This window comes from Vibrio phycocola (assembly GCF_053850235.1).
The window spans coordinates 99714-120831 of sequence record NZ_JBSQDJ010000018.1; the positions used below are offsets into that span (position 1 = coordinate 99714).

Annotated in this window: 20 protein-coding genes; 13 read left to right on the forward strand and 7 right to left on the reverse strand. The window is 42.9% G+C overall.

Going from position 1 to position 21118, the window contains the following annotated elements; all coding sequences use genetic code 11:
- Positions 1 to 7 precede the first annotated feature (7 nt).
- A complete protein-coding gene (locus tag ACWU4D_RS17465) occupies positions 8 to 1378 on the forward strand; it encodes an L-serine ammonia-lyase (protein WP_456052731.1) in 1371 nt (456 codons plus the stop codon).
- 76 nt (positions 1379 to 1454) lie between these two features.
- Here the strand turns inward: ACWU4D_RS17465 and ACWU4D_RS17470 are convergent, their stop codons facing one another.
- Positions 1455 to 2897 carry a sigma-54 interaction domain-containing protein gene (locus ACWU4D_RS17470; protein WP_456052732.1) on the reverse strand — a complete coding sequence of 481 codons (1443 nt, stop codon included), beginning with the start codon at positions 2895 to 2897 and terminating at the stop codon, positions 1455 to 1457.
- 524 nt (positions 2898 to 3421) lie between these two features.
- Between ACWU4D_RS17470 and ACWU4D_RS17475 the strand changes: the two genes are divergently transcribed.
- The 12 genes from ACWU4D_RS17475 (at position 3422) to ACWU4D_RS17530 (ending at position 14381) form a co-directional block, all read left to right on the forward strand.
- Entirely contained in the window at positions 3422 to 4702 is a 1281-nt protein-coding gene (locus ACWU4D_RS17475) for an MFS transporter (protein WP_456052733.1), read from the forward strand.
- A gap of 481 nt (positions 4703 to 5183) precedes the next feature.
- Entirely contained in the window at positions 5184 to 6899 is a 1716-nt protein-coding gene (locus tag ACWU4D_RS17480; protein WP_456052734.1) for an FAD-binding protein, read from the forward strand.
- A 124-nt stretch (positions 6900 to 7023) separates the two neighbouring features.
- Complete coding sequence (locus ACWU4D_RS17485) at positions 7024 to 7242, forward strand: 4Fe-4S dicluster domain-containing protein (RefSeq protein WP_456052735.1); 219 nt, start codon at positions 7024 to 7026, stop codon at positions 7240 to 7242.
- A 90-nt stretch (positions 7243 to 7332) separates the two neighbouring features.
- Complete coding sequence (gene rsxA / locus ACWU4D_RS17490; protein ID WP_456052736.1) at positions 7333 to 7911, forward strand: electron transport complex subunit RsxA; 579 nt, start codon at positions 7333 to 7335, stop codon at positions 7909 to 7911.
- Between the two features lie 13 nt (positions 7912 to 7924).
- On the forward strand, positions 7925 to 8476 hold the full coding sequence (locus tag ACWU4D_RS17495; protein WP_456052737.1) for an RnfABCDGE type electron transport complex subunit B: 552 nt from the start codon (positions 7925 to 7927) through the stop codon (positions 8474 to 8476).
- Positions 8469 to 9962, forward strand: coding sequence for an electron transport complex subunit RsxC (gene rsxC, locus ACWU4D_RS17500; protein ID WP_456052738.1), 1494 nt, complete (start codon positions 8469 to 8471; stop codon positions 9960 to 9962). Before ACWU4D_RS17495 ends, rsxC begins: the two co-directional genes overlap by 8 nt.
- Positions 9962 to 10945 carry an RnfABCDGE type electron transport complex subunit D gene (locus tag ACWU4D_RS17505; protein WP_456052739.1) on the forward strand — a complete coding sequence of 328 codons (984 nt, stop codon included), beginning with the start codon at positions 9962 to 9964 and terminating at the stop codon, positions 10943 to 10945. Before rsxC ends, ACWU4D_RS17505 begins: the two co-directional genes overlap by 1 nt.
- Entirely contained in the window at positions 10942 to 11616 is a 675-nt protein-coding gene (rsxG, locus tag ACWU4D_RS17510) for an electron transport complex subunit RsxG (RefSeq protein ID WP_456052740.1), read from the forward strand. Before ACWU4D_RS17505 ends, rsxG begins: the two co-directional genes overlap by 4 nt.
- Positions 11609 to 12307, forward strand: coding sequence for an electron transport complex subunit E (locus ACWU4D_RS17515; protein ID WP_456052741.1), 699 nt, complete (start codon positions 11609 to 11611; stop codon positions 12305 to 12307). Before rsxG ends, ACWU4D_RS17515 begins: the two co-directional genes overlap by 8 nt.
- Positions 12304 to 12555, forward strand: coding sequence for an RnfH family protein (locus ACWU4D_RS17520; protein ID WP_456052742.1), 252 nt, complete (start codon positions 12304 to 12306; stop codon positions 12553 to 12555). The genes ACWU4D_RS17515 and ACWU4D_RS17520 overlap by 4 nt, the downstream gene beginning before the upstream one ends.
- 121 nt (positions 12556 to 12676) lie before the next feature.
- On the forward strand, positions 12677 to 13213 hold the full coding sequence (locus ACWU4D_RS17525) for a flavodoxin (RefSeq protein ID WP_456052743.1): 537 nt from the start codon (positions 12677 to 12679) through the stop codon (positions 13211 to 13213).
- 271 nt (positions 13214 to 13484) lie between these two features.
- Positions 13485 to 14381, forward strand: a complete 897-nt coding sequence (locus tag ACWU4D_RS17530) for a homocysteine S-methyltransferase family protein (protein WP_456052744.1) — start codon at positions 13485 to 13487, stop codon at positions 14379 to 14381.
- A 7-nt stretch (positions 14382 to 14388) separates the two neighbouring features.
- On the opposite strand, the gene ACWU4D_RS17535 is transcribed toward ACWU4D_RS17530, so the two are convergent.
- The 6 genes from ACWU4D_RS17535 to ACWU4D_RS17560 form a co-directional block, all read right to left on the reverse strand.
- Positions 14389 to 15195: an ABC transporter ATP-binding protein gene (locus ACWU4D_RS17535; RefSeq protein ID WP_456052745.1), complete on the reverse strand. Its 807-nt coding sequence runs from the start codon at positions 15193 to 15195 to the stop codon at positions 14389 to 14391.
- On the reverse strand, positions 15192 to 16070 hold the full coding sequence (locus tag ACWU4D_RS17540; protein ID WP_456052746.1) for an ABC transporter ATP-binding protein: 879 nt from the start codon (positions 16068 to 16070) through the stop codon (positions 15192 to 15194). Before ACWU4D_RS17540 ends, ACWU4D_RS17535 begins: the two co-directional genes overlap by 4 nt.
- Positions 16070 to 16990: an ABC transporter permease gene (locus ACWU4D_RS17545; RefSeq protein ID WP_456052747.1), complete on the reverse strand. Its 921-nt coding sequence runs from the start codon at positions 16988 to 16990 to the stop codon at positions 16070 to 16072. The genes ACWU4D_RS17540 and ACWU4D_RS17545 overlap by 1 nt, the downstream gene beginning before the upstream one ends.
- A gap of 21 nt (positions 16991 to 17011) precedes the next feature.
- Positions 17012 to 18082 (reverse strand): ABC transporter permease, encoded by a 1071-nt coding sequence (locus tag ACWU4D_RS17550; RefSeq protein WP_456052748.1) that lies wholly within the window; start codon positions 18080 to 18082, stop codon positions 17012 to 17014.
- Positions 18082 to 19686, reverse strand: a complete 1605-nt coding sequence (locus ACWU4D_RS17555) for an ABC transporter substrate-binding protein (protein WP_456052749.1) — start codon at positions 19684 to 19686, stop codon at positions 18082 to 18084. Before ACWU4D_RS17555 ends, ACWU4D_RS17550 begins: the two co-directional genes overlap by 1 nt.
- Before the next feature lie 79 nt (positions 19687 to 19765).
- Positions 19766 to 20737, reverse strand: a complete 972-nt coding sequence (locus tag ACWU4D_RS17560; protein ID WP_456052776.1) for a dipeptidase — start codon at positions 20735 to 20737, stop codon at positions 19766 to 19768.
- Between the last annotated feature and the right edge of the window lie 381 nt (positions 20738 to 21118).

Below are 21118 nucleotides of genomic sequence, written 5' to 3' on the forward strand. Positions count from 1 at the left end.
TAAAATTATGTTATCCATATTTGATATCTATAAAGTCGGAGTTGGCCCTTCCAGCTCTCATACCAATGGACCTATGATCGCGGGGTACCAATTTGGGAATAAACTTCTCCCGGTGCTCAAGAAAATAAGTAGGATTCAGATAGAACTTTACGGTTCGCTGTCTCTAACGGGAAAAGGACACCACACAGACAAAGCGGTCGTTCTTGGGTTGTTAGGAAATCGACCAGACACTATCGACATAGCTACTGCCCATCAAGTGATGGAGAAGAGTGTCAGCGCTAACATTCTCCCTCTTATAGGCCGACATAACATTACCTTTGATGTTACGGCAGACATTTTATTTCATAGTCATTATTTGCCATTGCATGAGAACGCCATGTCTTTCTCGGCGTTTAACTCTGCTGGTGAACTCGTAGACAAAGAAACCTACTATTCAATTGGAGGTGGGTTTGTTGCAACTGAGCAAGAGCTAAAACATGGCGATCCTCAACATAATATTGATGTTGAATTTCCATTTCACTCTGCATCAGAGTTATTACAACAGGCCGATGATAATGGATACTGTCTTAGTAGTTTGGTTTTACGTAACGAATTGGCATTTCGGAATAACTCAGAAATCGATCAAAAGGTAGACTATATTTGGCAAGTAATGCGCACGTGCGTTAATGACGGATTGAGCACTGAAGGCATTTTAGAGGGCGGCCTCAACGTCACCCGTAGAGCTCCCGCATTGTTCAAAAAATTAGAATCGAATCAAGCATTAACCAAAGACCCAATGGAAATTATGGACTGGATTAATGGCTATGCTTTTGCTGCGAGTGAGCAAAACGCGAGTGGTGGTCAGGTCGTCACCTCACCGACAAATGGTGCGTCAGGGGTTATTCCCGCTGTTTTAATGTATTACAACCAATTTATCCGCCCTCTTGATACCAAACAATTAAAAGATTTTATTGCCGCTTCTGGTGCAATTGGAATGCTTTATAAAATGAATGCGTCTATTTCTGGAGCAGAAGTCGGCTGTCAGGGGGAGATAGGCGTGTCATCATCGATGGCGGCTGCGGGATTAACGGCACTGCTGAGTGGCAGTAACGAACAGATTTGTGTCGCCGCCGAAATCGCAATGGAACATTCTCTTGGAATGACCTGCGATCCAATTGGTGGCTTAGTGCAAGTTCCATGCATCGAACGGAATGCTATGGGAGCAATTAAAGCCATCAATGCGTCTCGCATGGCTCTAAAAAGAACCAGTAAACACATTATTTCATTGGATAATATCATCGCGACTATGTATCAGACTGGAAAAGATATGAATAAGAAATACCGTGAAACATCGCAAGGCGGATTAGCCGTCATTCACTTAGCCCCACCGTGTGAATAGCTGTCTCAATAAAAAAGAGAGCACCAGGTCATGTCTCATACCTAGTGCTCTCTTTTTAATTCATATCTTACAGTCGTTACACTCTAGATTGATTAGAACTTTCAGAGTCGCTGCATTTTTTGAACTTCCGCCCGTAAAGGATACCCAACTTTTCCATACGTTTAGTTAACGTATGAGGGTTAATATCAAGTAGTTCCGCCGCGCCGTTTGGACCATGAATCTTACCTTTCGTCTTATTAAGCGTATCTTTGATGTGTTGAGTCATTACATCATCTAGTGAGGCATATTGTTCAAAGCTAGCCACATTTTTCATGGGTTCGATAGTGCGTCTAGACGCATTGATCTCTTTGAACTGCAGCGTTCCCGTTTTATTTTGGATTAGCTCTCGCTCAATCACATTTCCCAACTCACGAACATTACCTGGCCAGTTATATGAAACAAGACGATCGAGTGCTGCTTTCGTTAACGTAGAGTATGACTTTATACCGAGTTCTTGGGATTTTCGATTCAAGAAATAGTTCACAAGTTCGGGGATATCATTCTTTCTCTCCCTTAAACTCGGAACAACGATAGGGAATGTATTAATCCTGAAACTGAGATCCTCACGAAACTTACCTTCTTTAATTAGAGCCTCGATATTTTGGTGTGTTGCACAAATAATACGAATATCCACTGGAATGGTACTCGTTCCACCAACACGCTCTATCTCTCGATTTTGAATGACTCGAAGCAACCTAACCTGTGCTTCTAAAGGCAGTTCACCCATTTCATCAAGAAAGATAGTCCCACCATTTGCTCTTTCAAAACGCCCACGTTTTAACGTAGCCGCTCCGGTAAACGCGCCTTTCTCATGGCCAAAAAGTTCACTATCAACTAATGATTCAGGAATAGCACCACAGTTAATTTTAATAAAAGGGCCATCTCTTCGCTGCGAGCTGCTGTGAATTGCATTCGCGATCAGCTCCTTACCGACACCCGTTTCACCTAAAATAAGCACCGTTGTATTAAGAGACGCAACCTGAGCAACCTGTTCCATCACATGACTTAGGCCCGCTCGCTCACCAACTATTTCTCTGCCAGCCTGTAGCATAAGTTCATTACTAAAGTAACGATTATCATCCACAAGACTGTCTTTGAGCTTTGACAGTTCGATGTAGATTAAACAGTTGGACATAGAAATAATGAACGGGTCTTTTAGCATTCTGATAAGTTCAACGTGTTCGTCACTAAACCTATTCGCGCCTTTTGCGATAAAATCGATAGCGCCGAGTAATTGGCCTTCCGATCTCAATATAAGGGTTAAAATTGATGAATCCCAAAGATCAATCGCGCGTCTTTTTATGTTCTCTATATCACCTTCACCCGGTGTATTGGTGTAAATAACATCTTGGTAGCCATGGTTCATCTGCTCGATAATACTGTTCGATACATTAATTGACCGCTCTAACGGTCTTCCACCGCGATTATCAGCTTCAGCAAAGTAATTCATACTTCCCGTCTCTGAATCGTGACTGTTCATTTGGATTAAATCCAAAGGAATATGTTTTTTCAGAAACTTAAAACACCGGTAAAGCGCTACATTACTATCAAGGCTACTGCACATAGCCAATGTAGCCTGCCTAAAGAAATCATCTCTGTTCATCATATTTAATTCTTCTAAGGCTTAATTTCATCTAGTTATCTCAAATGAACTCGCAAAAAGCAATAAATTAGCATATATGCAATTATTGGAGTTAGTTTTAGTAAATATTCAAATATCAATTAGCATATATACAAAATCTAATTTATATATTTTTAACTCGCTGTTTTTACACATAATATTATCTGGCGCGAAATATGCTATATAAATAACAATAAATAAATAGATAAAATATCAATAATTATTATTTTCCAATAAATAGACCTTCGTCACATATAGAGTTTTTCAATAAATAGATATAGGTCACATATATTTATTAATTAAAATTATTGCAATTTAAATAAATAAGAATGATTCGTGATTACAAATACCCTACTTTAATAATTAACAGGAATATATTTAATATGAACAAAAGAAAAAGCTTTAAATATTACAGCATAATTAACGTTGTCTTTTCATTTTTAACTTTTTATTTCTCAGTATCTCTTACAAATGATGCTCTAAACACTATTCTCCCTGCATTAGAACAGATGAATGGTTGGTCTAGAGGACAGATAACTTCCGCTGTATCAATAGGCGCGATAATTTCTATCTTTTCGATCTGGTTATTGGGGACATTAGTTCTCAAAGGTGGTGTGCGTAAAGTATTGTCAACCTCCTTGCTCTTGCTCGGTATCGTAACAATATTTATGGCGCAATCTGGTGAAGCTGGGGTATTTAGCGAATTCTCTCTATATATTGCAATTGTTCAAATCTTTGCAGCAAGTTTATTCGCCCTCCCTCCTGTCCTTCTTTCAAACTGGTTTGTTGAAAAACGAGGTAGAGCTTTAGGCATAGCGACAATAGGCGCACCTTTTGGTGGCGCAACGTTTAACCTTGCTGTTGGTAACGTAATGGGTGCACAAGGTTTTGCATTTGCCTATACCGGTGTTGGTATCGCAGTCATTATACTTGCCATCATAGGCTTCCTAGTTATCGTTGATAAGCCAGAAGATGTTGGGCTTGCTCCAGACGGTGCTGACTTAACTGAAGAACAGATTCAAGCGCTAAAAATCGAAATGGAAAGTACTAAAACCGATTGGCCACTGATAAAAATGTTTACCAACAAAAAGACTTGGTTGTACGTTGTTTCATTTGGTTTATTGAACTTAATGATCACTGGTGTCATGAGCCAACTAATACCACGTCTTTTGGATGTCGGTCTAACAATGCCTACCGCTTTACTTGCGTTAACGTTTGCTTCACTTTTGGGTATGGTTCTTAGTTATGCTTGGGGTTGGTTGGATGATAAATTCTCAACGACAACTGCATGTTTCTTCCTATCACTAACTTTTGGTTTAGCAGGCTTATCCTTCCTTTTTGGTTCTGCAGACAACATGTTTGTGATGATTCTCGCCATTGTTTGTGTCGCGTCACTCATCGGTGGATTACCAAACCTTGATGCTTCGATGATCATATCAATTTATGGACGAAAAGAATTTGCTCATGTGACGCGTTACGTTCGTGTTGGTGTAAGTATTTTCAGAAGTTTCGGCTTTGTCGCGATGGGCGTTCTATTTGACCACTACGGTTCATACGACCTCACATATATGATATTCATCGGTATGTCGATTGCGTCAGCTTTATTGATATTACTTATTAAACCACAAGACAATCGAGACCTCTGCTTAAACCCAACAACTTAATTTAAACCTAGGCTAAGGCTTATAATAATTTAACTTAAATAATGAGGTATCCGAATATTGCATTCAGATACCTCATATATTTTTTAACGAACAAATACATAAAAATATAATTATTAGTAATTGAATATTTAATTTTATATTCAACTTATCATTAACCTTTTATTAACTTTAATGCGTAATTAACCAAATAATTATACGGTCCTCTTTATTTGCATATATGCTAATTAACTCCTCATTAGCATATATGCAAATAACATTTAGAAGATATGCTACATTATTGAAAAATAACCATATAACTTATTGATTTTAAATAATAATTAGTCTGGCACAATAGATGCAATATGTAACTTATATAGTAAGAGTAGCTAAATAATACGTTTCCCAAAACTTAACAAGTTACTTAATAAAATTTTAACAATCGTGAGCAAAGAGCGTTATCCCTTATATAACGTTCCCAAACAATTAACTGGAGGAAGCATTAGTGAATGCTGAACATGTTGTAGAAACAGATGTACTCGTCATTGGCGGGGGACTTGCTGGCTGCTTTGCAGGTATTAAGGCTCGGGAACAAGGAGCAAAAGTCATTCTTGTCGATAAAGGTCGTATCGGTAAAACTGGCGGAACGCCTTATGCCGGTGACACTATGGTGTTCAATGAAGATTGGGGCCACGACTTGGAAGCTTGGTTAGATCAGTACTCAGCACTAGGTGAGTATATGAACAACCGTGAGTGGAATGAAATCGTATGTCGTGATTCTTATGAGCGATTCCTTGATTTGAAATCTTACGGTGTCAAGTTCGAAGAAAAAGATGGCGAGGTTGTCCGCTTTGCTCACCCTAATAATCATGTTGACCTACCTGATAAAGACAAGTTCCCACCATTAGTAAGCGAAGTTGTGCATTGGCTACCAGGCTGGATGAAAGCCATGCGCAAGAAAGTGAAGAAAAGCCGCATCAAATTGATGGAAAGAACAATCATCTGCGACCTGATCAAACAAGACGGCGTCATTGTCGGTGCGGTCGGCCTTCCGGTTGATGGCGACACACCTATCATCATCAAAGCTAAATCGGTTGTCGTTGCAGCGGGCGGCGGTGGTTTTAGACCACCAGGCTACCCAACTCATGGATTGACTGCTGATGGTATGGCGCTTGGTTATAATGTTGGTGCAAAAATTACCGGCTGTGAGTGGGTCTGCTCGATGACTCCAAACAGTATGGAAGTTAGCCCTCTCCCTGATTCTGAAGACGCACCTAAATTTGAATCATTATATGAACACTTCAGCAGTGGCGCTACTGCAGCGGCTCCTGGTGCAACCAAATTTATTCCATTTTTGAATCCTTACTTTAATGCAGAGGGCGATGAAGTGCCTCACCGTGGCGTATCTTGGCACGGTTGGATTGATGCTCACTACGAAATCCACCAAGGTAGAGGCCCTATCCACGCTGTAATGGGCAATGGTGCTCAGGTTCCTATCGCAGGAACAGGATCGGCAGGATCGTCACATGGGCACGCAACGAATGGACTTGTTCCAGTAGACACTGACTGCAGTGTTGGTGTTCCTGGATTGTACGCTGCTGGTGATAGCTTAGGTTCGCATTTTGTCGGCGCAACCTATTCTGGTTTTGGTTGTGCAACTTCTCATGCTAGTGCAACCGGAGCTCGCGCTGGAAACGCAGCTGCTATTTTTGCACTGGATTCCAACGACGTAGAGCTTGATGAGCAACAAGTCGATGGGCTTGTCACTAAAATGCTGACTCCACTCGTACGCAAAGGCGGTTTCAGCCCACGCTGGGTAACTGAAACGCTAAGAAGCTACATCACTCCGTACTATGTTATGTACATCAAGCATGGCAAACGACTGCAAAATGCCCTCGATAGTGTTGAGTTCATTAGAGACCACATTGTGCCAAAAATGGTCGCTAACGATCCACATGAGCTACGTATTGTTCATGAAACGAAAAACATGGTTTTTAACGCTGAGCTCAAACTACGTTCTTCGCTAATGAGAACGGAAAGCCGTGGTAACCACTACCGTGAAGACTACCCTGATCGCGACGATTCTTGGCTAGCCCATGTTGTACTGGAAGATGTCGACGGACAAATGGTCGCGTCTAAGAAACCAATACCAGACTCGTGGAAGCCTAAACAAGATAAGTCTTACGAAGAGAAATATCCAATGGAGTTTCCAACTCACTAACACAGTTAGAGCGAATCGTTTATTTGCTTAACTGATTTTATTAAAGGGATAAATCAGGCGTTAATGGAAGTAACAACGCCTTGGTTTACCCAACAGAGAATTTAAATTTTATAAAGGAAACTTTATGCCTATTTCAAAAATCGATAAGGACCTTTGCACTGGCTGTGGCAAATGTGTTGAAAGTTGTCCGATGGATGTCATTCGTTTAGATAAAAAGAAAGAACTTGCCGTTATTACTTACGTAGAAGACTGTATGTATTGTGGTTTTTGTACCGATTGTCCAGAAGGTGCATTAACCGTAACTGCCGGTCCCGTACGTTCAGCAATTCTCGGGTGGGGTTAAGCATTTATTGCATTATTTAACCCGTTATTTCGACTGGCCCAACTCTGTGTTGGCCAGTCTTAATCAATACTATTTTATAGGACCGCTAGAATGCAGGAATTAGGGCTACTCATCGTTGCCAATGTTTTAGTAAATAATGTCGTACTCTCTCGATTTTTGGGTTTGTGCCCATTCATGGGAGTTTCCAATAAAGTTCAATCTGCGTTTGAGATGGGGCTTGCGACAACTTTTGTGCTTACGATGGCGTCAGGCGCATCATGGATGCTCGAACATTGGCTTCTACAGCCGCTTGGACTTGATTACCTTCGTCTTCTTGGGCTTATCATGGTCATCGCATCAATGGTGCAGCTTACCGAGCTATATATTGCGAAACAGAGCCCTTCCCTACATAGAATTTTAGGTATTTTCCTGCCCTTGATTACGACAAACTGTGCTGTATTAGGTGTCGCAATCTTGGTCATTCAAGAGCAGTTAACGTTTCTTGAAAGTTTACTTTATGGCTTCTCTAGCGCTGTGGGTTTCACTTTAGTCATCACTTTATTTGCCGGTCTTCGAACTCGTTTAGAGCTCAATAGTGTTCCATCACTCTTCGCTGGCTCACCTATCGCCTTTATAACTGCGGGTGTCATGGCAATGGCGTTCGCTGGTTTTGCTGGCATCGCAGGATAAGGAGCTTAAACTTATGATTATTTATACACTGGCTTTTCCTATCCTAGCAGGTGCAATTGGTTATTTATTAGGTGTCGCAGCACAGCACTGGCGCATTGAGTCTGATCCATTAGTTGAAACCATCACGGCAATGTTACCGAATGCACAATGTGGACAATGTGGATACCCAGGATGCGGAGAAGCGGCAAAAGCGGTTATTGCAGGTGAAATTCCACCTAGCTTTTGCCCACCAGGCGGTAACCTTGTTGCCAGCCAAATCGCTGAAAAGCTTGATATTCCACTGGATCAAGATGGCCTCGCTATTCCTATGGTTGCCGCAATCGACCCCGACACATGCGATGGTTGTGGTCGCTGCTTTAAGACCTGCCCATTCGACGCCATAGTTGGCGCGAATTTTCAACTTCATGGCGTTGTATCTGATGCTTGTACCGGTTGCGGACAATGTGTTCCAGTCTGCCCACACAATGGCATTATGCTTAAACCGGATCCTATTTTTGCATCCGTGCCCCAAAAACCGACAGTACTATCATCTTCAACGAGTCAAATAGGGGTGCACCATGTTTAGCCTAAACAAACGCATTCAGGGTGGCGTACACCCAAAAGACACCAAGTTTCTTAGCAAAGAATCGCCAATAGAGTCTCTTAAAACCTTGCCACCCAAATTGACTCTTTTGCTCAAACAACACTTAGGGCAACCTGCCACTCCAGACGTGAGCATTGGCCAACACGTTAAAGCGAACGACTTAATTGCCCACGCAAATGGGCGTTTTAGCGCACCGATACATGCGCCTTTAGATGGCGTGATCGAATCTATCGTTACCACTGGTTCTCAACCTTATATAGAGCTGATTCCAGCGAGTCAGCAAACCGCTTACAACGAAAACCTAGGATTTTCGCTTGAAGAACAACCACAGCAAACATTAATCGAAGCGATTCACAATGCCGGCTTGGTCGGTATGGGTGGCGCGATGTTCCCAACCGCGGATAAATTGAAGCTAAGCTTAACCAATGATATTCATACTCTAATCATTAACGGCGGTGAGTGCGAACCCTACCTAACGTGTGACGATCGATTAATGCGTGAGCGTGCCGAGAATATCTTAAAAGGTATTCAAATCCTGTTACGAGCGTGCAAAGCTAAGAAAGCAATCATCGGAATTGAAGAGAACAAACCTGAAGCAATCAAACGTATGCGAGCGTTGTGTGAAAACGATGGCTCTATTACGGTGAAACCTCTTCCTGTGTTATACCCAATGGGCTCTGAAAAGCAGATGATCAGAGCATTAACTGGCCAGCAAGTTCCTTCGGGCAAACTCACTTCTGAATTAGGCATCATTATTCAAAATGTGGGGACTTGTGAAGCGGTTTATAATGCTTTGTATGAAGGGCAACCTTTAACTCACCGCGCCATTACCGTCAGTGGTGGCTCTATCACTCGACCAGCCAATATTTGGACGCCAGTAGGAACGCCAATTTCGCACCTCATCGACCAATGTGGTGGTGTCACAACTGAACCTCAACGCATGATCCTTGGTGGCCCAATGATGGGGCGAGAAGTGACTGATAAACAAGCTCCTATCACCAAAGGCAGCAGCGGTCTATTACTGCTGAATAAAAACGAAATTGCTGACGATCAACCAAAATCGTGTATTCGCTGTGGTCAATGTGCCGACGCGTGTCCAATGCAACTTCAACCATTAAACCTATTCCCAATCCTTCAGAACGATAAAATCGATGCCGCGAAAGACGCAGGTGTAATGGATTGTTTATTGTGTGGTGCCTGCTCATTTTCATGCCCCGCTTCTCTTCCACTTACCGCAACATTTGGGTGGGGTAAACAGCAGATAGCGCTACAAACCAAACAAGAACAGAAAGCCGATTCTACGCGTAAAGCCAGTGAAGCTCGTCGTATCCGAGTAGAAGAAGAAGCCAAAGCCAAAGCGGCGGCAAAAGCGGCGAAGGCAGCAGCAAAAGCCGCCAAAGCGAGTAAACGCGCTGCGAGAAAACCCCGTAGTACTAAGGTTGAAACAACCGTAGAGGATCAAAAGTAATGCTACAGTCTCCCCACATTCATCAGGGCGTTCACATCCGAGATCTGATGTATAAAGTTGTTTATGCCTTAGTACCAGCGGCTATATTTGGTTTCTGGCAGTTTGGCTTGCCGGCGGTGATGCTGACTGCGGCTTGTGTTTTTACTGCAGTAATAACAGAAATTATCTGTCACAGAATCAATCCTCAAACTAAGGGTGAATGGCAAGATGGATCTGCGTTACTCACAGGGTTAATTCTGGCAATGAGCCTGCCTCCCCATGCTCCTATTTGGATAGGTATTATGGGCAGCGCGATCGCTATTGCACTGGGTAAACACAGTTACGGTGGTTTGGGCCAAAATCTGTTTAGCCCAGCAATGCTAGCACGCGTGCTGCTACTGATTGCTTTTCCTTTAGAAATGACTCAATGGCCAATTCCCTTTAGTCAACTTAGCGAAGCGACTTGGTATACCAGCGCGGCAGACAGTTTTACAGGTGCAACGGCATTAGCGAGTCACGGTATATCGACCACAGGATTTGTCGATAGCGGGCTTGGTATAGTCGCCGGCAGTATGGGTGAAACATCCGCAATACTATTAATTTTAGGTGGCTTGTATCTTATCTACACAAAAGTCATTCATTGGCAACTTCCCGTTGCAAGTCTCTTAGGCTGCTTAGTTCCTGCGGGTATTGCTTGGGGTATTGATTCGTCGTCGTTTCCACCGATCGAACACCTTGTGAGTGGTGGTTTACTATTCGGCGCATTTTTCATCATAACCGATCCCGTTACGGGCCCTTCTACCTCGCGAGGACGTTGGGTATACGGTCTTTTGTTTGGCTTCTTGGTTTGGATCATTCGTAGCTTTGCAAACTACCCAGAAGGCGTAGCGTTTGCAGTACTGTTATGCAATATGTGTAATCCACTCATTGAGCAATTTACCCGACCAACTATTTATGGTCACAAGAAAATGAATCAGAAAAAGCCTCAAGCGGAGGATGTATGAGCGAGACTCCAGAAACAATCGAGGTAAAAACCGATCTTACTCCTAGCTCAACGATCAGACCGCCTAAAGAGCAAGCTCTTCGCTTAGCGGCTTTTGCTACTGTTGTTGCGTTTATTGTGATGCTTTGTGATGTTTTTATTGGCCCCACTGTTGAACTTCGTGCTCAAGAAGATCGTCAAGCAATGTTCGCAGAAGTGTTACCTATTTCACTCTACGACAATGACCCCAGCTTAGAGCAAGAAAGTGTGCTTGTTGATGACGCCCCCATCACATACTACCGTGCCCGACTCAACGGTGAAGTTAGTGCTCTCGTGATGCAAGTCGCACCTCAAGGGTATGCGGGTGCGATTAATCTGTTAGTCGCGGCCAAGCCTGACGGCACTATCACGGGTGTACGGGTTATCGGACACAATGAAACACCGGGTCTTGGTGACAATATCGAAACCAGCAAAAGTGATTGGATTCTTCAATTTAATGGTCTCTCTTTAACAAACCCTACTCCAGATCAATGGGGAGTAAGCAAAGATGGGGGACAATTTGATAGTTTTACAGGCGCAACGATAACACCAAGAGCCGTCGTGGCAGGCATCAAGCAATCATTAGAAGTTATCCAAAACAATAAATCGGACCTAATTGGTCAAACGCATTCTGAGGAGAGTCTTGATGACTAAGTTGTCTCTGCGAAGCCAGTTTATCGATGGATTATGGCGCAATAACGTTGTTTTCAGTCAACTATTGGCTCTGTGTCCACTCGTCGCCGTCACCAGTTCAGCAACCAATGGGTTGGGAATGGGTTTAGTTACAACCGTTGTACTTATTGCATCTAATATTAGTATTTCACTGATTCGACATTGGGTTACGCCACAGATTCGAATTCCCGTTTTTACCCTAGTTATCGCGTGTCTAGTGACCGTAGTTGACTTAGGAATGAACGCATGGCTCCACGATCTACACAAAGTACTCGGACTCTTTATCCCACTTATACTAACTAACTGCGCCATCTTAGGACGAGCTGAAGCCTTTGCTTCTAAAAATAAACCATTTGCATCTTTGATTGATGGTGCCGGTATTGGTCTTGGTTTTACCATCGCCTTAGTTCTCTTAGGTGGATTCCGTGAGATCATCGGCTCAGGCACCCTATTTTCTCATGCTGCGCTGCTTCTTGGTGACAGTTTTAGCATCATCGAGCTTACGTTGATTCCCGACTACCGCGGTTTCTTACCAGCTCTGCTTCCTAGCGGTGGATTTATCTTCCTAGGGTTACTTTTGGTCGGAAAACGCCTTCTCGATCGTGGTATGCAACGCAAACAAAAAATTCCCGCATCGATGACAAATGATACGACGTTGGAGGAGAAGGCATGAAGTTTTCAGTCGCGCATGCTCAAGGTGATAAAGGGCACTGGATTCAAATGGATCTTCCAGAACCCATCAGTTTGCGTGAAGCGATAAACGCTTCACCTTTAATGGGACTCTACTCAGATTTGGATTTAGACAGCTGTAAATTTGGCATATTTGGTAAGGTTTTACCCGCTGACACCATGGTAAAAGAAGGTGACAGAGTCGAAATCTACGTCCCTATTCGCTGCAAAAATAACGACGATGAGAGTTAAGCATCAAGGCTTACCTTAACTCTTATTTGAATGAATACACAATAAATCAAAACATTAAAATCAAACCCTACATAGAACAACTTTAACGTAGCGGTTATACAACCATTTAACGGAGACAATTATGAGCAAAATAGGCATTTTCTTTGGTAGTGAAACCGGAAAGACACAAGCCGTAGCCCAACTGATTCACGAGAAATTCGCCAGCAGCGACGTTGCCGAGCCTGTCAATATCAACACCTGTAAACTGGCTGATTTAATGCAGTATGATGCCTTAATCGTTGGTACTCCAACTCTTGGTGAAGGAGAACTTCCAGGGTTATCGACACAGTGTGAGTCTGAAAACTGGGAAGAATTTATCCCTGAAATTGAAGGACAAGACTTATCTGGCAAAAAAGTGGCGCTCTTTGGTTTAGGCGACCAAGTAACTTACCCAGAAGAGTTCGTTGATGGCTTAGGTGAGTTATTCGATCTATTTGCTGACACTGATGCTGAGATCGTTGGTAGCTGGCCAAGTGAAGGTTACACATTCGAAGAGTCTACCGCGCTTGATGGTGATGAGTTTGTTGGTTTAGTTATCGACCAAGACAACCAAGCTGATCAAACTGACGCACGCGTAACCAAATGGGTGAGTCAATTAAAATCTGAGCTAGGCCTGTAGCCTCAATTAACTTGATATTACCGTCTCTTAGTCACCCACTTAGATTAAGAGACGATACTGTTGTTACCTTTCTCACAAATCGTATGTTTCATTTCAAGTACGAACACTTTATTATTCTCTCGCGATCGTCGTCAATCGACTAAGCTATAACAATTCGACATCGCACACTTCGCCGCACTTGACTCTATTCATTCGGATCACAACTCATTTATTCGGCTTGATAGATTAGGTTTAGCACCACTTAATTTGGTATACACAAAGAACGCAGCAGATGAAAAAGATAACGATTTTAGATGGTGGCATGGGACGTGAGCTCCGAAATATTGGCGCCCCCTTTTCGAACCCACTTTGGAGTGCACAAGCACTAATAGAAGCGCCCGAATTCGTTGCTCTTGCTCACCGCAGATTTATTGAAGCGGGTGCCGATATTATCACCGTCAATAGCTATGCATGCGTCCCCTTTCATCTAGGTGAAACTCTGTATTCTGAAAAAGGAGCTCAACTGACTCAGCTCGCGGCAAGTATCGCAAAACAGGAAGCAGAAAACGCGACGCGAAATGTCCTCGTTGCAGGCTCTCTTCCACCTCCTTTCGGGTCATACCGCCCCGATCTATTTGAACCAGAACGTGCTTTTGACATTCTAAATACACTGGTTGAATCACAACACCAATATGTTGATCTGTGGCTTGCGGAGACGGTTTCGAGCATAGAAGAAGCTCGTGCTATTGCACACGCTTTAGAAGAAACATCACTCCCTTGTTACTACGCCTTTTCTCTCAGTGATGACACGGCGCAACCTGCAATGCTGCGATCTGGTGAATCGGTCACCGACGCGATAGAAGCCATTATTGAGAGCAATATTGATGGAATTTTATTTAATTGCTCCATCCCTGAAGTAATCACCCAAGCATTGGAGGTGACAAATACGGTATTGAGCAAACACAACAAAACGATTTCAACAGGGGCGTTTGCCAACAATTTCACTCCAATATCAACACAACATCAAGCGAATGAAACCATTCAAACAACACGCGACTTATCACCATTAGAGTATCTCGAATTCGTCAAACAATGGCACAAAGCTGAGGCGACAATTCTCGGCGGATGTTGTGGCATCGGCCCTAGCCATATTGCGGCGATCGCTAAATGGAGTGAAGAAAACAACTAGCTGTACTTCAACTATGATCAATAAATTGATCAATAACGGCTCGGTCGTATCCTTTAGAGGCCAAATTCAATTGAATGGTATAAGGATTCTTCGCGTGGGTTTCACCATGCTTGTCAACATCAAGTATTTCGACCAATTTACCGTGTTGCATCACCGCAACTTTTTCACACATATACGAGACAACACCTAAGTCATGACTAACCAATAAGTAAGTCAACGATAACTCTTCTCGTAGTTGGTTAAGCAAGTTCAATATTTCAGCTTGAATAGAAACATCAAGTGCTGAGGTTGGTTCATCTAACAATAGAATTTTCGGTTCCAAGATCAGCGCTCTCGCAATGGCTACGCGCTGGCGTTGACCACCTGATAATTGGTGAGGATAGCGAAATCGAAATCGACGCGGTAACGCCACTTGATCCATTACTTGAGTGATTCGTTTTTCTGAATTCTTTAACCCATGAATAGCCACGGGTTCAGACAGTATCTTATCAATCGTATGTCTAGGGTGAAGAGAAGCAAAGGGGTCTTGAAATACCATTTGCACCTGTTTATAAAACGCTTTAGTCCGTTTGTGGTCTAATCGCTGTTGACCAATTATCATTTCACCGCCACAACATTGGTTCAGCCCTGCTAGTCCACGCAAGATTGTCGATTTTCCTGAGCCAGACTCACCAACCAGTCCGAATGACTGTTGGTCTAATACTGCAAAACTCACTTTGTCTACTGCTTTAACTTGGTCATCACCTTGGCCAAAATGAATTGATAAGTCATTAAGCTCGATTGCATATTTCGACTGCTCAATCGACGACGTCATACTAGATTTCCTTTTCTATCCAATGTGCTATCTAACCAACTCTCTTGTCGCACTAGTGTCGAGAGAGGCTCGCCTTTGATTGCGTTACTTGGGAGGCAAGAAAGTAAACCACGGGTATAAGGATGCTTTGCATTATCAAGCTGTTTTGCATCCAGTTCTTCAACGATTCTCCCAGCATACATCACCAAAATTCGGTCACAAAAACTCGCCACCAAAGGTAAATCATGTGAAATCAAAATGAGTCCCATACCACGTTCTTGGACGAGATCATCCATGATTGCTAAGACTTGAAGTTGTACGGTGACATCTAATGCGGAAGTCGGTTCATCGGCGATCAGTAGATCTGGACTCGAAAGCAACATCATGGCAATCATAATTCTCTGCCCCATGCCGCCGGAAATCTCGTGTGGATACGCTTTAAATACTCGCTCGGGATTTCGAATACGAACCGACTCCAACATCTCGATACAGCGTTTTTTCGATTCCCTTTTCGATAGCTTCATCTGAACTTGACACGCCTCAATCATTTGCTTGCCAATCGTCATAACGGGATTAAGTGAATATTTAGGATCTTGCATCACCATAGAAATACGTTTACCTCGTATTTCCCGATAGGATTTCAACGATAAGCTTTGCAAGTCAATACCATCAAAACGCAATGTATCTGATGTTACAATACCGGGGCTCAGTCCGAGTATCGCACGCCCAGTTTGAGACTTCCCTGAACCAGATTCACCCACTATGGCAACTTTTTCACGCCCCATACTAAAAGACACATCACGAACCGCCTTTACCGGCCCATGAACTGAAGGAAACTCGACACTAAGATTTTTAATTTCAAGTAGATCGCCTGAAAAATTGGATGCTGAAGTCATTAATGCTGTCCTCCAGACTTTGGATCAAGTACATCCCTAAGTCCATCGCCAAGTAAGTTAAAGCCGAGTGCAACGATAAAAATTGCCATACCTGGAAAAGTCGCAAGCCACCAATAGCTAAGAATATAATCTCGACCTTCGGCGATCATTGCGCCCCATTCCGGCGTTGGAGGCTGCGCACCTAATCCTAAAAATCCCAAACCGGCTGCCGTTAAGATAATTCCCGCCATATCCAGCGTTACTCGAACAATCAACGACGACATGCACAATGGCATTATGTGCTTTGATATCAATCGCCAATGTCCTGCCCCTTGTAGTTTCGCTGCGGCAATATAATCCATTTTACGTACTGTTAGTGTTTCCGCCCGTGCTAGACGCGCATAAGCAGGCCACGATGTAATCGCTATTGCAAAAATTGCAGATTCTAACCCTCGCCCCATCGCTGCCGCTAAAGCAAGTGCTAGAACCAACTTAGGGAATGCTAAGAATACGTCTGTGATACGCATTAACAACGTGTCAACCCAACCGCCAAAATACCCAGCGACCGTTCCAATCACAAAGCCTAATAAGGGCGCGGTGAAAATAACGATACCAACGATTAAGAGCGTAATTCGACTACCTAGAATGATGCGACTAAAAACATCATTGGCTTGGCCATCAGTCCCAAACCAATGTTCTGATGACGGTGGAAGAAAACGTTGCTGTTTTAGCGCATCGCCTGTTAAGCCACTGGTTACGCCTTCCGGGGCAATATAAGGAGAGAATAGTGCGAGCAACAACAAGGCGACAACTATGGTAAAACCTATCATTGCGAGTGGATTATGAAAAAAACGCAACCACCCTAGATAACTGCGTCCTAACACAGCTTGATTTCTAGAAACTGGGTTTTCAGCTAGTAGCCAACCCTTTAACTTGGTCATATCAACAAGCCTTTTTGGTAGTTATCTAGCTCTTGGATCAAGAACTTTATAAAGTAAATCAGAGGTTAAGTTCAATAAGATAAACACTAAACCCACCACTATGGTGCCGCCCAATACCGCATTCATGTCGGCGGCCAACAGGCTGTCGGTAATATAACGTCCTAAACCAGGCCATGAGAATACAATTTCCGTGAGTACCGAGCCCTCGAGCAATGTGGCATAAGTCAGTGCAATGACGGTAATAAGTGGTACCCATGCATTCCCAAGAGCATGTCGCCATATAATCACTCTCTCCGACACACCTTTAACACGTGCAGTGGTAACGTATTCTTGCTTAAGTTGGTCGAGCATAAAAGAACGAGTCATGCGGCTTAAATACGCAACGCTGTAATAAGAAAGCAGCGATGCGGGTAGAATGATATGGGAAAATGCATCTTTAAATGCATCCCAACTTCCGGCGAGTATCGTGTCTACCAACACCATATTTGTCACTTTTGGTAGAGTATATTCATACATCACGCTCAATCGACCTTCCGGAGCGGCAACCCAGTCTAAATGCTGGTAAAAAACCACGATTCCTAACATGGCTAACCAAAATATCGGTGCACTATGGCCAATAAGCCCTAGTACTCTCACGAGATTATCGATCCACTTATTTTGATTAACTGCAGCCGATACGCCAGCAGGGATACCAAATATAATTCCAAAAAACGTCGCCAATGTCGCAAGCTCTAAGGTCGCCGGGAAATAGGTTAGAATGTCATCTGACACAAGATTCGCAGTACGGACAGACGTCCCTAAATCACCACTAACAACACCACCTAGGTAATAAATAAATTGAACCGCTATCGGCTTATCTAAACCCATTTCGAGATACGTTTTCTGATACAAAGCTTCCGGCGCTTTATCACCTATCACCGCAATCACAGGGTCGGTGGGCATCAGCCGGCCAATGACAAATGTGAGTAACAGTAACCCCAAAAAAGTTAACGCTAACATGGCAAAAAAATGCATGAATGGCTTAACTTTTTTGGTATAAGTTGAAGAAAAAAAGACGGACATAATGCCGCCTTTTGATACTGATTTTTCCATTATTTCTTCACAACATCTTTGTATGAGTTGTTATCAAATGAAGGACCTAACACAAAGCCATCCACGTTTGCACGTATTCCTGATACTTCTTGCTCCTGCATAATAAATGCAAACGGAGCTTCTTTTTGGTGTTGCTTCTGAAGTTCAATATACATATTTGCACGTTTTTCAGCATCTGGTTCAGTAACTGCAGCTAATGTCTTTTTAGTCATATCTACTGGTGCATAAGCATTACGCCATGCAACAGGTTTCGATTTCGCATCATCGCTGTTGTCTACGTTCTTAGCAAACGTATCTGCATTGGTATGTGGGTCTTGATAATCCGGTCCCCAAGCGCCAAAAAACAGTTGATGTTTACGAGCTCGATATACGGTTAACACTTGCTTACCGTCCATCGGAACAAGCTTGACGTTGATCCCTGCCTTCGCAAAAGTAGTTTGCATCGATTTAGCCGTGTCAATACGAATAGGAGCATTACGCACAATCATTTCAATATCGAAACCATCAGGATAACCTGCTTTTGCGAGCAGTGCTTTCGCCTTTTCTATGTCTAGAGAAAACGGTTGCTCTTCTAACGCACCAAGGAACCCTTTAGGTAGAAATGCTTGCTGAACTTGTCCACGACCAGCCCAAACTGTATCTGCTAATCCTTTATAATCGATCAGATATTTCAAGGCTTCCTGTACTTCTGGTTTCGCTAAAATAGGATCTTTTAAATTCATTGAAAGATAATAAAGTGCGCCTTTACCTTTTTTAAGTAACTTGATCTCTTCGTTACCTTCAACGCTCTTCAACTGCTCAGTTTCTAAATTACGAGCAATGTCGATATCCCCTTTTTCCAATAGTAGCTGCTGTACAGAAGACTCACCGATATGACGAATAAACACGTTTTTCATCTGCGGCACACCATTCCAATAGTCACTATTGGAACTTAATACAACAATTTCTGACGGTTTCCATTGTTCGATTTTAAACGGTCCTGAACCTGCATAGTGCGTTCGCAACCACGCAAATCCCATGTCACCGTCTACTTCGTGTTTCATTACTTCGTCTTTATCGACAATCGATGCGATAGTGGCAGACAAGCAATAAAGCACAAATGTCGGTGCATACGCTTTATCGGTTTCAATTACGAGTGTGTCATCATCAAGAAACTTAATCTTGTCCATGACGTTTTCAGCGCTAAAGCCAAACTGGGTTAAAATAAAAGCGGGAGACTTATCTAGGATCACGGCGCGTTGAAGTGAAAATGCGGCATCTTCTGCTGTTAACTCATCACCTGATGAAAACTTGATTCCTTTGCGCATTTTAAACGTAAACGTTTTGCCATCTTCACTCACCGTCCAACTTTCTGCGGCGACACCATGAATTTTTGACACATCGTTAGGATCAAACCCTATTAGTCTGTCGTAGCTATTGCCGATAATTTCTGCCGCTGAGAATTCAAAAACTTCCGCTGTATCTAACGAAATCATGTCATCGAATTGCCAACCTACGATAAGAGAATCTTTTGGGGTAGCAGCGAACGCAGCCCCCGAGGAAATTGCCAGAGCTAAACTTGCGATGCTAAGCAAACGCTGGGCTTTATTAACAAGTAACTTCATTGTGCCTCCGAAAATATTCTGTCCATGTCATTTTCTGACCCTTAATCGTCATTAACTTTGTGTTGTTTCTTATGCCTCCTCAATTACTCCAAACTTCTTTTGCAAGTGCACGCATATTGCCGCCCATAATAGAATGAATATCTGACTGTTTATACCCACGCAGTCCAAGCAGACGGGCAATCTCCTGAAAACGTTCTGGAGGCGCAAACAATAAATTCAAAAATCCATCGCTAGCACTATCGTATCCGTGCTCTTTCGGCCACCAGTAACCGAGATCTAACCCTTCAGGCCCTGTATCAAGATGCTCGTCATACACATAATCCAACCCTAACCCAACATGTTTAGGTCCAATAAGTTGCACCACATAGTCAATCGCCTCAACCATGCTTTGTGCACTAGCCTGCTCACAGTTGAGAAACCGCGCTACGCCGTTAATACAGACAACACCACCCGTTTCAGCACAGGCTTGTAGCTGATCATCGTGGTAGTTCCTACCGTGGTTTTTTAACGCTCGAGGGTTACCATGACTAATAATGACTGGCTTAGATGAATATTCAAAAATATCCATACAGGTTCGATAACCAGTATGCGAAACATCCATAAATAGATTGTTTGCGTTAATTGCATCGACGATCGCCCGTCCTTTAACGCTTAACCCCGAGTCTTCATCATGACATCCACCAGCCAAAGAATTACTACGGTTGTACGCCAAGTGAACCTGTCTCACACCTAAATGGGCAAATAAATCCACCATAGCTGGACTTTCATGCAAAGGAATTCCACCCTCTAAATCAAAAGAGATGGCTAATTTACCTTCACGTTGGGCACGTTCAACATCAGCAAAACTGTTTACTTGAACAAGAAAATCTAATTCGCTGATGCGTTTTCTAAAACCAGCGATTATCTGAATAATTTCGCTAAGGGGATTAAAATCCATGCCAATATTAATTGAAATGTAATACGCACCATTGCTTATATGGCGCTCAAGGGAGGCTAAATCGTATGTGGGATTTAACGGGACACAGGTATGAGCATCCCAAACTGGTATCATTTCCAAAAAAGCTCCCTCTAATTTAGATCGTGATAATAAACGCTAGTGAAATCACCATAATCAGCATTTTCAGGAATTAGATGACAAGGTTTTCAGTCATTACTATTCCAGGATTATCAATTCACTATGAGATATTACTGTGAGTCATTGAATAAATGATTAGCAAACCTCGTGCCACTAAAATACCCCTAAATTCATGGTATTAATGTTAATCCCCGCACTATTTAAGTGATTACCCAACATTATGCACCAGTCTAGGACATAGACATTGAAACGAATCGCGCGCACTTTCAACACCAATATTCTGAGTAAAAAATGATTAAAACCTGAACGACTCTCCGCCTCACTATGGTTGGAGAGTTACGCCTTAAATTCACTCTC